The 15,461-nt window shown below is 58.0% G+C and carries 15 protein-coding genes and 1 tRNA gene; 9 read left to right on the top strand and 7 right to left on the bottom strand.

Features of this window, described 5'->3' with window-relative positions; translation table 11 throughout:
• Positions 1-3: 3 nt before the first annotated feature.
• A complete protein-coding gene (locus ACP8KU_RS03400) occupies positions 4-402 on the bottom strand; it encodes a DUF3052 domain-containing protein (protein ID WP_005278208.1) in 399 nt (132 codons plus the stop codon).
• Positions 403-760: 358 nt separating this feature from the next.
• On the opposite strand from ACP8KU_RS03400, the gene aceE reads away from it, so the two are divergent.
• From aceE to ACP8KU_RS03385, 3 genes are all read left to right on the top strand, one after another.
• Entirely contained in the window at positions 761-3,505 is a 2,745-nt protein-coding gene (gene aceE / locus ACP8KU_RS03395) for a pyruvate dehydrogenase (acetyl-transferring), homodimeric type (RefSeq protein ID WP_484483981.1), read from the top strand.
• A gap of 157 nt (positions 3,506-3,662) precedes the next feature.
• A complete protein-coding gene (locus ACP8KU_RS03390; protein ID WP_284631915.1) occupies positions 3,663-3,962 on the top strand; it encodes an acyl carrier protein in 300 nt (99 codons plus the stop codon).
• Positions 3,959-4,747, top strand: coding sequence for an HAD-IIA family hydrolase (locus tag ACP8KU_RS03385; protein ID WP_023017178.1), 789 nt, complete (start codon positions 3,959-3,961; stop codon positions 4,745-4,747). Before ACP8KU_RS03390 ends, ACP8KU_RS03385 begins: the two co-directional genes overlap by 4 nt.
• A gap of 76 nt (positions 4,748-4,823) precedes the next feature.
• Here the strand turns inward: ACP8KU_RS03385 and ACP8KU_RS03380 are convergent, their stop codons facing one another.
• The 3 genes from ACP8KU_RS03380 to ACP8KU_RS03370 form a co-directional block, all read right to left on the bottom strand.
• Positions 4,824-5,240: a hypothetical protein gene (locus ACP8KU_RS03380; RefSeq protein WP_126319483.1), complete on the bottom strand. Its 417-nt coding sequence runs from the start codon at positions 5,238-5,240 to the stop codon at positions 4,824-4,826.
• Between the two features lie 810 nt (positions 5,241-6,050).
• A complete protein-coding gene (locus ACP8KU_RS03375; protein ID WP_284624757.1) occupies positions 6,051-6,845 on the bottom strand; it encodes a serine hydrolase domain-containing protein in 795 nt (264 codons plus the stop codon).
• A 213-nt stretch (positions 6,846-7,058) separates the two neighbouring features.
• Positions 7,059-8,150, bottom strand: a complete 1,092-nt coding sequence (locus ACP8KU_RS03370) for an alkene reductase (RefSeq protein ID WP_284624758.1) — start codon at positions 8,148-8,150, stop codon at positions 7,059-7,061.
• Between ACP8KU_RS03370 and ACP8KU_RS03365 the strand changes: the two genes are divergently transcribed.
• Positions 8,149-8,301, top strand: a complete 153-nt coding sequence (locus ACP8KU_RS03365; protein WP_284624759.1) for a hypothetical protein — start codon at positions 8,149-8,151, stop codon at positions 8,299-8,301. The genes ACP8KU_RS03370 and ACP8KU_RS03365 overlap by 2 nt on opposite strands.
• Before the next feature lie 31 nt (positions 8,302-8,332).
• Here ACP8KU_RS03365 and ACP8KU_RS03360 read toward each other — a convergent pair whose 3' ends face one another.
• From ACP8KU_RS03360 to ACP8KU_RS03350, 3 genes are all read right to left on the bottom strand, one after another.
• Entirely contained in the window at positions 8,333-9,931 is a 1,599-nt protein-coding gene (locus ACP8KU_RS03360) for a mechanosensitive ion channel family protein (RefSeq protein WP_284832109.1), read from the bottom strand.
• A gap of 107 nt (positions 9,932-10,038) precedes the next feature.
• The gene (locus ACP8KU_RS03355; RefSeq protein ID WP_034667369.1) at positions 10,039-11,094 is read right to left on the bottom strand and encodes a trimeric intracellular cation channel family protein; all 1,056 of its coding nucleotides are present in this window, start codon (positions 11,092-11,094) and stop codon (positions 10,039-10,041) included.
• 108 nt (positions 11,095-11,202) lie between these two features.
• Positions 11,203-11,276, bottom strand: a tRNA-Ile gene (locus ACP8KU_RS03350).
• A gap of 130 nt (positions 11,277-11,406) precedes the next feature.
• Here ACP8KU_RS03350 and ACP8KU_RS03345 point away from each other — a divergent pair.
• The 5 genes from ACP8KU_RS03345 to ACP8KU_RS03325 all read left to right on the top strand — a co-directional run bounded on the left by ACP8KU_RS03345 (position 11,407) and on the right by ACP8KU_RS03325 (position 15,401).
• On the top strand, positions 11,407-11,553 hold the full coding sequence (locus ACP8KU_RS03345) for a hypothetical protein (RefSeq protein WP_023029060.1): 147 nt from the start codon (positions 11,407-11,409) through the stop codon (positions 11,551-11,553).
• Between the two features lie 33 nt (positions 11,554-11,586).
• A complete protein-coding gene (locus ACP8KU_RS03340) occupies positions 11,587-12,321 on the top strand; it encodes a DUF5067 domain-containing protein (protein ID WP_023029061.1) in 735 nt (244 codons plus the stop codon).
• Between the two features lie 92 nt (positions 12,322-12,413).
• The gene (locus ACP8KU_RS03335; RefSeq protein WP_284611531.1) at positions 12,414-13,226 is read left to right on the top strand and encodes a PTS sugar transporter subunit IIAB; all 813 of its coding nucleotides are present in this window, start codon (positions 12,414-12,416) and stop codon (positions 13,224-13,226) included.
• An 11-nt stretch (positions 13,227-13,237) separates the two neighbouring features.
• Positions 13,238-14,827, top strand: coding sequence for a PTS ascorbate transporter subunit IIC (gene ulaA, locus ACP8KU_RS03330; RefSeq protein ID WP_023029063.1), 1,590 nt, complete (start codon positions 13,238-13,240; stop codon positions 14,825-14,827).
• Positions 14,828-14,981: 154 nt separating this feature from the next.
• Complete coding sequence (locus ACP8KU_RS03325) at positions 14,982-15,401, top strand: organic hydroperoxide resistance protein (protein ID WP_023029064.1); 420 nt, start codon at positions 14,982-14,984, stop codon at positions 15,399-15,401.
• The last annotated feature ends 60 nt before the right edge of the window (positions 15,402-15,461 follow it).

Below are 15,461 nucleotides of genomic sequence, written 5' to 3'. Positions count from 1 at the left end.
AGGCTATTTTTTGGTGTAGCCCCGCTGTACCAGGCAGGAACCCTGCCACTCGCCAAAGCGCTCAGCTTTGGTCTGCACCAAACCGGCTAGCTGCGCCGATTCGGAGATGAGACCAGGCTCGACGGTGCCCGGCTTGCCGGCACCCGGAGTCAGCAACCAGACGGAGCCATTGTCCGCGAGGGGGCGGCTGGCATCCACCAGGCCGTCCACGAGGTCGCCGTCTTCCTCGCGCCACCAGAGAAGGACTACATCGCACAGCTCATCATTTTCCTCTTCGAGGAAATCCTCACCGAGTACGGCTTCGATCGATTCAGAGATTGTGTTGTCACAATCCTCGTCCCAACCAAGCTCTAGAGCGATTTGCCCTTCCTTGATTCCGAGCTTGACTGCAGCGTCAGCCACTATGCATTTCCTTCCTTATCCGGTGAATTCTTACTCACGCCCGGCCCATGATTGGCACAGAGGGCGTGTGTTATTACATGTAGTTTAACGTCCCAGGCCGCCTTTTACTTGCTATAGCACCCCTTTCCCCCAATTTGCAGGCCCTTTTCTGCTCACACCGGCGCCTGTTTTGTGGGAGAACTAGCGCCGTTTAGGGGCCTACTACCCACGTTTGCACACCGGGTGAGGGAAGCAAACCGCAGGTGGTAGGGGGTGCATCGGCAAGCGCGGCGTTTTATCCGGGATAGACTCCCACTCGCGATCTGGGAACGCGTATCGTAGGAGATAAACTCTGCAGACCCTTAATTAGGAGGTTTACATGGCCGAGAAGGACCCCGCCAAGGGCGATTCCAACTTCCCGCTTATCCGCGATGGTGTTGCATCGTACCTTCACGACAGCGACCCAGAAGAAACTCGCGAGTGGATGGATTCCCTCGATGGTCTGCTGGACCATTCTGACCAAGAGCGCGCGCGTTACCTGATGCTGCGCCTTCTGGAGCGCGCCACCGCCAAGCGCGTGGAGCTTCCCTCGTTGACGTCGACGGACTTCGTCAACACCATCCCCACCAACATGGAGCCGGAATTTCCTGGCGATGAAGAACTAGAAAAGCGCTACCGCCGCTGGATCCGCTGGAACGCTGCCATCATGGTGCACCGCGCGCAGCGCCCCGGCATCGGCGTCGGCGGCCACATCTCCACCTACGCGGGTGCCGCCCCGCTGTACGAGGTTGGACTCAACCACTTCTTCAAGGGCAAGGACGATCCTTCAGGCGGCGACCAGGTCTTCTTCCAAGGTCACGCCTCCCCGGGCATGTACGCCCGCGCCTACATGGAAGGTCGCCTCTCTGAGGAGGACCTCGACGGCTTCCGCCAGGAAGTCTCCCTCGGTGAAGGCAAGGGTCTGCCCTCCTACCCGCACCCGCGCCTGATGCCATGGTTCTGGGAGTTCCCCACCGTGTCCATGGGCATCGGTCCGATGAACGCCATTTACCAGGCACGCTTTAATAAGTACCTGGAAACCCGCGGCATCAAGGACACCTCCAAGCAGCACGTCTGGGCCTTCTTGGGCGATGGCGAGATGGACGAGCCAGAATCCCGCGGCCTGCTGCAAACCGCTGCGCTGTACGAGCTGGATAACCTCACCTTCGTGATTAACTGCAACCTGCAGCGCCTCGACGGCCCAGTGCGCGGTAATACCCAGATCATCCAGGAGCTGGAGTCCTTCTTCCGCGGTGCCGGCTGGGACGTCATCAAGGTCATTTGGGGCCGCGGCTGGGACAAGCTGCTGGACAAGGACACCGAAGGTGCCCTCGTCAACGTCATGAACACCACCTCTGACGGTGACTACCAAACCTTCAAGGCCAATGACGGCGCTTATGTGCGCGAGCACTTCTTCGGCCGCGATGAGCGCACCGCAAAGCTGGTAGAAGACCTCTCCGATGACGAAATCTGGGCACTGCGCCGCGGCGGCCACGACTACCGCAAGGTCTACGCAGCGTACGCCCGCGCCCTAGAGAACAAGGGCTCCGGCAAGCCGACCGTCATCTTGGCCCACACCATTAAGGGCTACGGCTTGGGCCACAACTTCGAGGGCCGCAACGCTACCCACCAGATGAAGAAGCTGACGCTGGAGGATCTCAAGAACTTCCGCGATAAGCAGGAAATCCCCTTCTCCGATGAAGAGCTGGAAAAGGATCCCTACCTGCCGCCGTACTACCACCCGGGCAAGGACTCCCCGGAGATCAAGTACATGCTGGAGCGCCGTAAAGAACTCGGCGGCTTCCTGCCTGAGCGTCGCACGGACTTCACCCCATTGGAAGCACCTTCCTTGGACAAGCTGCGCTCCGTGCGCAAGGGCTCTGGCAAGCAGGAAGTGGCTACCACCATGGCCTTGGTGCGCACCTTCAAGGAGGTCATGCGCAATAAGGAACTGGGCAAGCGCATCGTGCCCATCATCCCGGATGAGGCTCGTACCTTCGGCATGGACTCCTGGTTCCCCACCATGAAGATCTGGAACCCGCGCGGCCAGAACTACGTGCCGGTGGACCACGACCTGATGTTGTCCTACCGCGAGGCCACCGATGGCCAAATCATGCACGAGGGCATTTCTGAGGCCGGTGCGGCAGCATCCTTTACCGCCGCCGCTACCTCGTATGCCACCCAGGGCGAGGCCATGATCCCGCTGTACATCTTCTACTCGATGTTCGGCTTCCAGCGCACTGGCGATGCCTTCTGGGCCGCCGGCGACCAGATGGGCCGCGGCTTCATCATCGGCGCTACCGCAGGCCGCACCACCCTGACCGGTGAGGGCCTGCAGCACATGGATGGCCACTCCCCTGTCTTGGCAGCCACCAACCCTGCGGTCATTTCTTATGACCCGGCCTTCGGCTTCGAGGTTGCACACCTGGTAGCCCGCGGTATCGAGCGCATGTACGGCGAGGACAACGAGCCGGTCATGTACTACCTCACCGTGTACAACGAGCCGGTCCACCAGCCGGCCGAGCCGGAGAACTTGGATGTGGAAGGCCTGCACAAGGGCATCTACCACTTCAATACCGCCGAGAAGGGTTCCACCCCGGCCAATATCCTGGCCTCGGGTGTTGGCGTGCACGAGGCTCTTCGCGCACAGGAGATGCTGGCTGAGGACTACGATGTCAAGGCATCGCTGTTCTCCGTGACCTCCTGGAACGAGCTGGCCCGCGATGGTGCTCGCCGCAATAAGGAAGCGCTGCGCAAGGGCGAGGAGCCTTCCGAGGCATTCGCTACCTCCCAGCTCAAGGACTTCGAAGGCCCATTCGTTGGTGTCTCGGACTTCACCACCGAGCTGCAGGAGCAGATCCGCCCCTACGTCCCAGGTACCTACATCACCTTGGGCGCAGACGGCTTCGGCTTCTCCGATACGCGCGAGGGTGCCCGCCGCTTCTTCAATAACGACGCGGAATCCATCGTCGTCGCAGTGCTCGATGGCCTTGCCCGCGACGGCAAGATTGAGCGCTCCGTCGTAGAAAAGGCAGCCGCCGATTTGAAGTTGGATGACCCAATTGCTCCTAATAGCGGCGAATAATTTCGCCCCTGCCTTCGCAACGGGCATTTAATTCAGGCGCTTCCGGCTTTGTGCTGGGAGCGCCTTTATTATTTTTGCCCTATTCCCCCCCCCTACCCGGTACCGCGTGCGCCTATTTCTCCAATGCCACGCTCCAATCGCTACTACACTGGGCACTATGGCAAATGACCTCAGTGCCCAATTGCAGGCAAAGTTTCAGGGTTCTGACCCAGATAAGGACCACGACCCGGATCGGGATACGCTGGGCGAGCTCATCGCCCTCATTATCAAAGTCACCGGAACCGAGGCCGAACTTGGCGGAGACACCGCGCTTTCCGATGTCGGCGTGGAATCCCTCGAGCTTATAGAGCTCACCGTGCGTGCAGAAGAGCTCTTTAAGGTGCGGCTTACTGAGGAAACAATGCTTAATTGCGAGACCATCGGCGATATCGCTGACTATTTGGAGGACCACCAATGATTTCTTACCTATCCGATATGGACGGCGTGCTCATCAAGGAAGGGGAAATGATCCCCGGCGCCGATAAATTCATTCAGGCGCTAAAAGATAATGACATTGAGTACATGGTGCTCACTAATAACTCCATGTCCACCCCGCGCGACTTGGCGGCGCGGCTGCGCAATACCGGTCTGGATATTCCGGCCGAGCGCATCTGGACCTCCGCTACGGCGACGGCAAACTTCCTGGCTACCCAGGCCAGCTCCAGCAAGGCCTACGTTGTGGGAGAGTCCGGCCTCACCACCGCCCTGCACGAGGCCGGTTGGATCCTCACAAATGATGACGCAGACTTCGTGGTCCTCGGTGAAACCCGCACCTACTCCTTTGAGGCGATTACCACCGCCATCAACCTCATCCGCAATGGCGCCCGCTTCATCGCCACCAACCCTGATGTTACGGGTCCCGCTCCCGAGGGCGTGCTTCCTGCAACCGGCGCGGTGGCCGCATTGATCACCGCCGCTACCCACCGCGAGCCCTACTACGTGGGAAAGCCCAACCCGGTCATGATGCGTTCGGCGCTTAACCACATCGGCGCACACTCTGAAAACACCGTCATGATCGGTGACCGCATGGATACCGATGTCAAGGCGGGCCTCGAGGCCGGCATGCGCTCCATTTTGGTGCGCTCCGGCATTTCCGATGACCGCGAAATCTCCCGCTACCCTTACCGCCCGACCGCCGTGTTTAAGTCGGTTGCAGATATTCCCGATAAGATCATGGATCCCTTCGCCGAGGAGGTATCCTAAACGGTTCCCCGCCGCGCGACCTAGCTCGTGCGGCACGGCTTACTTGGCCGTGCTCGAGCCGATTCGCTCGAGCGCCTTAGCTAAAGCGCACCGTGGCGCTAAAACCATAGCGCTGCGCAAGGTAGCACACCGCGCTTTCGAGCGCGGCAAGCTCCGCTTCGGTTCCGGTGAGCACCTGGTGGCAGCCGATACCGACGCCAGAATCCATTCCCGGGCCCGTAGCCTCACCGCGCACGAGCGCCTCCATAGAGATCTCATCGCGGTACCACCGAGTGCACCACTGGGCGGTCAGCGGGTCATCGCCTGGGACGATGAACTCCGATTCGGTGCGAATGCACCGATCCATGGCATGCTCTACTTCTGGGCGCAACGCACGCGGCATCCCAGAAATTTTCAGCACACCAGTGACCACGATGGCCGCACCATTGCGGCTGGGCCACGTGTAGTTGGAGGCCGGTTGATCAACCGGCACTGTATTGACGCAAGTATTCATAGCCGATATCTCCCTCGACAAATCACCACTGCGATGCACACGCGTGGCGTGCGGCGCAGTGCAAGACGAGCTTCGTCTTCCCCAACGAACTGTCTTTTGCGTCTGCACCCAATTTTCCTGCGCCACACCACCCTCTACAACCCTCAACTTTCACTTCAACCCCCAAGTTCTAAACCTCAACCCAAAGTCCAGACTGTGATTAAAGTGTCCGAAGAAATTGGAGTTACAACAGTGAAATTTGTGAGGTTTTCGCGCTTGAACTGTTTCCCTGAAGTAACTTCTTGACAAGAGTCAGACGCAGGGCAGCTACCAGTAGGAACAGTAACCTACAGTGCTCACACTCCACACCCGCAAAAGAAAACCGCGTCTCGCCCCCTAGAGGCAAAGAGCTCCGAAAAATCCTGCTCGAAAAGACCCCTGCGGGGGTAATCGGTCGCCATACTCCCCACACACCCCTCCCTCTAGGAGAAGATCAGCATCCGTGGACAGATGGTTTATATAAATTTAATTTAGGGTAAGGAATAGTTTGACACGATCCCAGAGCCATGCCTATACTGAAATAAATTCAAACAATCCGGTTTGAACCCATCCCCAAAAAGAAAGGTACAACCATGTCTGGTCTGTCTTCTTTGTCCAACCTCGGTTTCAACCTCCTGTCCCTCGTTGACGGCATCTTCTCCCAGTTCCTGATGTTCTTCGAGGGCCTCTCCGGTCAGACCCTGTTCTAAATAGAACAGCTTAAGCTCCCCACTCCATTGGAATGGGGAGCTTTTCTCGTTTTCCCGTTAAAGGGATTTTGCGATGGAGGCCTTATAGCGCCTGCCAGATCTTCGAATTGGTTTCATTCCACAGCGGTTTAGCCCAATCGCCAAACTCTCGGTCCGTCAATGCGACCATGGCGTAGTCGCCGGCCAGCCAGAGGTAGGTACCGGACATGCCGAAGTGCCCGATGGCATCGGCAGGCAGGGCACCCATCCAGTGGTCTTTCTCGCCGCGGATCTCAAAGCCAAGGCCCCAGGTGCAATCCTTAAAGCTTCCGTAGCCTGGCACGATGCCGCGCAAGCCACCGAAATGAACGCGGCGCATATCGGCCACGGTGTTGGGGTGCAGGAGCTGCGGGTCCTGGACCTCGGCCGAAAATGCCGCGAGATCCTGCACGGTAGAAACCAGCCCGTGCCCTGCCGAACCCTCTAAGCGCGTGGAGGACATGCCAAGCGGCTCGCACACGCCTTCGCGCAGGTACTCCGCAAACTCGATGCCGGTGGCCTTTTCAACAATCTCTGCGGCCCATTCATAACCGGCAGAGGAATAGATGCGCCGCTCGCCTACCGGCTTTTGTTGCTCGCGCGAATCGAATTTCACACCTGAAGCGTGCGCGAGCAAGTGCTCTAGCGTCGCGCCTTCGGGACCAGCAGGTTGCTCTAGTTCTACCGCGCCTTCTTCAACCGCCAACATAATGGCGTAGGCGGAGACGAGCTTGGTTACTGATGCCACCGGAAACTCCCGGGAAACATCTCCTATTTCATCGAGAACATCGCCGCGTTTCAATAACGCGGCGGCGACATTGTCTACGGGCCACTGGCATAAAAGTTCTAACTCGCTCATGCCCACTAGCCTACTGGGACCAAGCATGGGCATGGCTGCGGTGGGAGAAGAAGGAAGTAGTTTTTAAAAAATTAGCGGGTGACTGTTAACGATCCATGCCTGCACGATCGATATAAAAAGTGAAAGGTCCTTTTTCAAGGATATTTCGCACCTTACCTATCACTCGCGTTCTCTACTTCCCCCTTCTCTCTCCCTACAACTGCCGCGGACTATTTACTGGTCCGCGGCAGTCTTGTAATCAATGTAGCCGCGCTCGCCGCCGACGTAGAACGTTGCCTGGTCAGGCTCATTGAGCTCCAGGTTCTCTTCCCACCGGCGCACCAAGTCCGGGTTAGCAATGAGCTGGCGGCCCACCACGATGGCATCCACATAGTCGAGGTCCAGCTCGCGCTGTGCATCTTCCTTAGTGGTCACGGTGCCAAAACCGTCATTCATCAAAACCTTGGTTTCGCCATTGGCGCGGGCCTTCTGTGCCAAGGCCGAGATGAGCTCGCCTTCCGGCTCTGCGTGCAAGAAGGAGACATAAGCCAGGTTCAGCGGGGCGATGGCGTCCAGCAGGCCGCCGTAGGTGGCCAACATGTCTGTCTCATCGTCTTCGACAATGCCCTGTACGACGTGGGCCGGAGAAAAACGAACACCTACGCGGTCCGCACCGATTTCCTCGACGACAGCACGGATCACCATCTCTGGCAGGCGCCACCGGTTTTCGGGGCTGCCACCAAATTCATCGTCGCGCTGGTTAGCAGACGGTGCCATGAATTCGTGCAGCAGATAGCCATTCGCATTGTGGATCTCAACACCATCAACGCCCGCGTCGACGGCTCGGCGTGCGGCGGCCCGGAATTCCTCAACGATGCGCGGGAGCTCATCGGCTTCTAGTGCGCGCGGTACCGGTGCATCCATCTTGCCGGCAAAGCCGCGAACCTGGCCGTCCCAATCGAGTGCGCTGGGGGCCTCTGCTTGGGCACCATCAATGAGATCCGGGTGGCTGGTGCGGCCGCCATGCATGATTTGCATGAACAAGACGCCGCCCTTGTCATGCACTTCGTTGGCTACCTCGCGCCAACCGGCCGCCTGCTCATCATCGACGATTCCCGCCTGACCCGGGAACGCGCGGTTGGTCCATGCGGGGAAGGTTCCCTCCGTCACCACGAGACCAGCGCTAGCGCGCTGGGAATAATACTTTTTGTGCAACTCGCTGGGCACACCGCTGTGACCTGCACGCTGCCGCGTCAGCGGCGCCATGGTCACGCGGTTATTCAACGTATAACGGCCAAGTTCCAAAGGTGTAAATAATGATGTCATGTCTACTGAAACAGCCCGCGGTTTAAATTTGTTCCACCTTTTATCCACCTTTTATTCTGTTGCTTCTCCACCTGCAGCCAAAACCGTAGAGAAACTTGAGGTCACCCCCGTTAAAGAAAGCCAAAGAAAAAGACGCCGCCTCGAAATATGAGGCGGCGCCCATGAACTCCTAGAGAGAGTGTTTAGTGGGGTTCCGAAGGAATCGCGGTCTGCTGGCTATTTGCCGCCCCGCTATTTCCGTCTGCGCCGGAGTCTCCATCTCCATTCCCCTGGCCATCGCCAGCATCGCCGTTTGAGCCAGCGGGCCCATCCTGACCGCTGCCGTGCCCGTCCCCGGAATTAGGAGTCGAATTGGGGTCCTGGCTGGGGTAACTAGGAACGGTCGGCGTATTGGTGGTCGTCGGTGTTGACTCAGCATCCGTCGGTTCAGTTGGGGTACCGGTAGTAAGAGGGTCTTCCGAAGGCACATTCTCCCCAGATTCCGTTGGTGCCTCAGAAGAGGATTGCGTATCGCGCTCCTTCCAATAATCCGGCGACAGCCAACCGGCTTCCCCTTCCTCTGGGTTGCTTGCCGCGAGGATGAGCAGGCCAACGACAAGCAGGGCCGCCACGAGGCCGGTGGTGGAGGCGCGTACGCGTCCGCCGATGGTGGAGACCTTTTGGAATTGGGTACTGGTCTGGATGGTGCGCCAGATCTTCCGGCGCGATTTCTCATCGTCTTCCGCAGCCTCTTCGCTGGCTTCATCCGTGACCGCTTGTTCATCGAGCTTAGTCTCAGCAAGCTCGACTTCCTCTGGGACCAGTTCCTCTTCCACCGTGGGGTCATCCACTGGCGTATTGGGACGAGAACCTTCCCCGGCGTCCAAGGCGTCTTTGGCTGACTGCGCCGCGGCATGCTTTGGGTCCGTCGGCTTCTTCTTTTTTTGTTCCTGCAGTTCATCAAAGTCGATGGCGGAACCGTAGTGATCCCAGAATTCCGAGAGCAGCGACGAGCGGATGGCGCGCTCCACGGACCACTGGCGGGCAGGATTCACCGTCACCATGATGCGGTAGCCCACCTGCCACGGCTGGCCGGCTACCTGCGGGCTGACCAATTGCGTAGCGGGAAGGACTGTGAGCTCGCCGGCGACGTCGACGGAGATCTCAGGGGCTTCAATAGCGTGCCCCGAAATCTCTTTGACGCGACTCGTAATCTCCGGCAGGCTTTCGCCTTCATGCACTGGGACGTTGATATTGACCACCGCGCGGGACCATTCCTTGGAATAGTTGGTCACCACGCCGGCGGAGCTATTGGGGATGGTCACCAACTCGCCGCTTGGGGTGCGCACCTTCGTGGTGCGCAGGGTCAGCGTCACCACATCGCCTTCTACCCCTGGGATGCCGGCAAAGGAGACGTAGTCTCCCACGCCGAACTGCTTTTCCGTAAGGATGAAAAATCCGGAGAGGAAATCCGAAATCACGGACTGGGCGCCAAAACCAACCGCGGCAGACACTATCGTCGCAGGCACCGCGGCGCCCAGCGCCGGAACACCGAGATTAGTCAGCGCGGCCGCGACCAATAGGAAGTACGCCACCGCTTGGACGATGTAGACCAATGCACCGGTCAGCGCCAGCCGCGCCTTCGTAGATTCTTCTTGCTCATCCAAATTATGTTCAATAATCCGGATGGCTAGGCGCCCCATGCGGGGCAAAAGAATGCCGATAATCACGAATGCGATGAGCGGCAAGCCGTGGTCAACGATGAGGCCCCACAGCTCAAAAAAGAAATACCTCAAGTTCATGGTTCAAGGATATGGCACCTAGCTGAGAAATTGATGCCAGTTTTCTGCCAGAATTAAGAAGGCAGGAGTGGGAAGATGGGGACATCGACAAGCAGATGCCCCGGGGCCTAGTCGCGCGATTGGTAGCGGTCCATCAGGCGATCAATTAGCTCATCAGTAAGCTTGTCATCTTCCAAAATCGTATCGAGCAGCCGCTGGGATTCCTCGCTGGAGGTCTGCTCCTCTTCCTCATAGGAATCGCCGCTAAAGTCCATGCCAAAGTCCATATCCTCAGACTCCGCTGGCGCCGTGCTGAACTGATCGACATCTGATTCGAAGGACTGCAAAAACTCGCTGGCTTCTTCCGCCGCATCCTGGCGGCGCTTGCCGGAACGCACTTCCTTTTCGATGCGCCGCTGCAGCGCCTCTTCCATCTGCCGGTGGCGCCAGGAGCGCACGCGGTGTGGCTCCAGCTTGCGCCCGACCGCCCGGCTCTTGTTTTCTGCCTTCTTCGCCAGCACCTTGACCTGCGCGGCCGTATCATTAATCGGTGCCCACTCCTGATTCGCGGGCACGCGCCACCCGGCCCAAATGCCCAGCAGCGCCAAGAAAATGGAGACCAACGGCCCCACAATCATGCCGACGGCCAACATATCGAAGTGGTTTCCCACCAGCACGATCACGGCGCAGGCGATGGCCGGGATCACCGTGGGCTGATTATCGCCAAAGACGGCGGGCTCGCGCCCCATGGCGATATCGCGAATCATGGAACCGCCGGTAGCGGTAAACACACCCATCATGATGCACGGGATCGGCGGCAGCCCATAGGTAATGGCCTTCACGGCGCCGGTACCGGCCCATAGGCCGGAAACGACGGCATCGCCATGCGCCTGGATATAATCCCAGGTCTTGCCCTTAAAGTAGACAAAGCGCGCAATCAACGCACCCGTAAACGCCAGGTACAGGTACTCCGGCTCGCTCATCGCCGCCACGGTGCCGCGATTAATAAGCACATCGCGCACCATGCCCCCGCCTAGGGAAGAAAACATCGCGATAAAGAAAAACCCAATGATGTCATACCCGCGTTTGCGCGCAATGGTGCCGCCGATAATTCCCATCAGCAATACACCGCTGACATCGGACCAGCGATAGAGGGATTCAATGAGCGGATCTACTTCAACCATATGGTTATTAGACTTCACCCGCTCGTGCCTGCGCAATTAACACACCCATATGCGCAGCTAAGCACAGAAAAGGCGCCGGCACTGCTTGCCGACGCCTCCCTATCACCGTGGGGCCAGCGGGGCTCGAACCCGCGACCAACGGATTATGAGTCCGTAGCTCTAACCGACTGAGCTATAGCCCCACGCGGATTCCGTGTCCCAAAAGACAACGATCCGCTCCCAAAAGAGTAGCCAATGGCGCGGAAAAGACCAATTTTCTCGCCCTCTCCCCCGTCTCCACCCCTCCTCATTCCCTTAGCTTATATTTAATTTATGCGCAGATTACTTTCTTCTATCGACCTAACGTCCGCCCTAGTAGCCACCGCCTGTTCCGATTCCAGCGACAACTCTGAATCCCCCAAATCAGAGCAGCAGACCGAATCCGCCGGAAAAAATTCGCAATCCGTGGTCGGCACCTAGAAGCAGGAGGACAGCGCCTCCGAAGATGGTTGGATGGAAGCCAGCATCACCGATGACGTCATTACCGTCGAGTGGACATTCGACAATGGCGAAAACCGCTCGATTTATTGGATCGGCTCCTTCGACGCAGCGGCCGCCGCTGGTGGTGAAACAGTCACCTCGAAGCGGGATATTGTTCCTACTGATGCGATGCTGATGGCCTCCTCCGACGATGAAAAAGACTTCACGGTGGACGGTGATACTTTGACTTTCGACGTAGCTATTCAAGATGTCACTCACACCGCGAAGTTGAAAAAGATTAGTGACGAACCCACCACGGTCAATTCTTTAAAGAGCACCGATTCTGAGCGCAGTTTCAAGGACAACGTCCTTGAGGTACCGGCCGCAACCATTAAGATTACGGATCACCGGGTAATCCCCGTTGGCGATCCAGGCAATGAAGATGGCGCTAAACCGCTCATTGCGTTTTATTACGACATCACCAATAAAACCGATGAAAAGCTAACAACAATCGACTTCTTTATGTATTTCACCGCTGTCCAAGACAACAGCGCCGACACCGTAAATGAACTTGAGGTGGCCCCGTTGTACGACCCAGAGCTCTCCGATTCACAACTCGAGCAGATCAAAAAGGGCGGCACCATTTCCGGCGTAGCTGCCTATGAGCTAGACGATGAATCTACTCCAGTGGGGTTGGTAGCTAAGTACAACTTTGGGCAGAACGAAATTGGCCGCCAGACGTTCACACTGGACGGTTCCTCTGACTAGAAGTAGTAACACCCTTGTGCCTTTCATCCCCGCTCTCTAAGCTTTGGAGTGACTTTATTTCATAAGAGCTAAGTGTGTGACGGGAGAAACACATGGCCACAGTGGATTCCTTGCTGGTGCCGGGTGCAGTGGATCTGCACTGCACCGCGAGCGACTGGCGCGAGGCAATACGGCAGGCTGGCGCGCTTTTGGAACACGCCGGCACGGTGTCCGCGGACTATACGGACGCCATGATCCGCTCTGTAGAAGACAACGGACCATATATTGTGGTCGCGCCGGGGTTCGCATTCGCCCATGCACGCCCGTCTCAGGCAGTGAAAGAAACCTCCCTGTCGTGGGTTAAGCTTTCAACCCCGGTGAAGTTCCACCATGAGTCTAACGATCCGGTGGACCTAGTCGTAGCGTGTGCGGCCAAAGACAAATCCGAGCACATAGAAGCGATGAAGCACTTGGCACGGCTTTTGGCTACCAAGCGGGAAGAACTCGACCGCGCTGAGACCGAAGAGCAACTACGGCAGGTAATCACCGGCACCACGGAGAAGAAAACCACAGCGGCCACGTCCCCGGTGCGCCCAGCATCGCAGAAGCCAACAGAACCGGCTAAAGATTCCGTAGCGTCCAAAGGAAAGATACTCACGGTTTGTGGAAATGGCCTGGGCACCTCCCTTTTCCTCAAGAATACGTTGGAACAGGTCTTGGATGAATGGGGCTGGGGTCCCTATCTCACGGTGGAAGCCACAGACACCATCTCTGCCAAAGGTCGCGCGAACGAAGCAGACTTTTTGCTCACCTCAGGTGAAATTGCGGCCACGCTGGGCGATGTCGGCGTTCCCGTTTACGTCATCCAGGATTTCACCTCCACATCAGAAATCGACGGTGCTCTGCGCGAGCTCTATGACATTTAAGGAATAGCCTGATGGATTTTCTTCTCGCCCTAGCAAACTTTCTCGTCAATGAGATCCTGTCCGTTCCCGCCTTCCTCATCGGCATTATTACCGCTGTCGGCCTAGGTGCCATGGGGCGCGGCGTCGGCAAGACCATCGGCGGCGCGATTAAAGCCACGCTGGGTTTCCTCCTTATCGGCGCCGGTGCTGGCCTAGTATCCGATTCGCTAGAACCACTGGGTGCCATGATCACCGGCGCGACGGGTGCACAGGGAGTGGTGCCGACTAATGAAGCCATTGTCGGTATCGCGCAAGACCAGTTCGGCAGCCAAGTCGCGTGGATTATGATCTTAGGCTTCGTGGTTTCCCTTGTTCTTGCCCGCTTCACCCCGCTTAGCTACGTCTTTCTTACCGGCCACCATGTTCTTTTCATGGCCACCTTGCTCACAATGGTGCTCGTCGCAACGGGGTATCCTTCGTGGGTCATCGTTGCCTTTGGCGCGGGACTGCTTGGCATTTTGATGGTGTCTTTGCCCGCTATAGCCCACCCCTTTACCCGCCGCATTACCGGCGACGATTCCGTGGCCATTGGGCACTTTGGCACGGTGGGGTATCTGGTTTCAGGCGGCGTCGGCAAGCTTGTAGGCGGTAAAGGCGAGAAAATGTCGCCTTCGTCTGAGGATCTCAAACTCCCGGAGGGCTTGCGCTTCCTGCGCGATTCGATGGTGGCGACGGCCCTTTCTATGGCGCTGATGTACCTCGTGCTCGCCGTATTATTTATTGCACGTGCAGGCTCCGATGAGGCTTTCACGGCCTTCCCGGATGGCGCTACCGATGTAGGCAATTACCTCATGCAATCCATTACGCAGGGCCTACAGTTTGGCGTGGCCGTTGCTGTCATTCTTTTCGGTGTCCGCACCATTTTGGGTGAGCTTGTCCCCGCCTTCCAAGGTATCGCGGCAAAGATAGTTCCCGGCGCAATCCCAGCGCTCGATGCCCCGATTGTCTTCCCTTACGCTCAAAATGCCGTGCTCATTGGGTTCATTTTCTCCTTCACCGGCGGGCTCGTCGGCTTGGCTGTGCTATCGCTATGGCTCAACCCGGCTTTTGGCGTCGCCCTCATTTTGCCGGGCCTCGTGCCACACTTTTTCACTGGTGGCGCGGCCGGCGTGTACGGCAATGCCACCGGCGGTCGCCGTGGAGCGGCTTTGGGTTCCTTTGCCAATGGCCTGCTCATTACTTTCCTACCCGCCTTCCTGCTTAGCGTGTTGGGATCTTTCGGCGACGCCCACACCACTTTTGGCGATGCCGATTTTGGCTGGCTTGGCCTGCTGCTCGGCTGGTCCATCCAGGCCGGCGGTGCATGGAGCGGTATCTTCATCGCAGTGATTGGCTTGGTCATCCTCGCGGTGGGTTGGGTATGCCAGCGCAAGCTTGTCGATACCCATTGGGATCCGGCACCCCATCGACCTTCTCCGGCAAAGACAGCCGAAGTAGTCGGCGCCACCGCGCCCACCACTGGCGGTACCGCCGAGAGTGCTGGGAAATCCAGCCAATCCAAGCGCTACCCAAAGGTACTTCCACCAGAAGGAGCACCCACTCCCCCGGCGCGGGTTGAGTAGGCCCGCGACGCTCACTTGAGCCGTACCACCTTTTCCTAGCGCGTCCTTTCACTTCTTAGGTCGCTGACCTCGAAAAACGCCGTTAGCAATTCTGAGTACAATCGGCGGCTGTACTCACCGCTAGTACGAAAATCACTTTAGAAAAGGAGTAATCATGGATCCCCTCTACACCACTGAAGCACTCGCTACCGGGGCAGGCCGCGACGGCCGCGCCGTGGTCCAAAATTCGGACCTTGACTTCAAGATGGCCACCCCAAAGGAAATGGGCGGCGATGGCAATGGCGCTAACCCGGAGCAGCTCTTCGCCGCTGGTTATGCCGCTTGCTTCCACTCCGCCCTGCAGGTAGTAGCCCGCAGCGAGAAGGCCGAGGTGGGCGACTCCTCCGTGGGTGCCCGCGTGTCCATTGGCAAGGAGGGCGAAGGCTTCAAGCTCGCCGTTGAGCTTGAGGTCATTATCCCCGCCCAGGAGCACGACAAAGCACAAGCTCTTGCCGATGCCGCCCACCAGGTCTGCCCCTACTCCAATGCCACCCGCGGCAATATCGACGTCAACGTCACCGTTGCGCAGGACTAAGCAGGACTAATACAGTTTTTATTCCTCGACTCGCAAGGGTCACCATGCGCGGGCGAATCC

It is taken from the genome of Corynebacterium sp. LaCa_282, assembly GCF_057198125.1.
The sequence above is the reverse complement of the archived record's forward strand: the minus strand, read 5'-3'. Positions and strand labels throughout refer to the sequence as shown.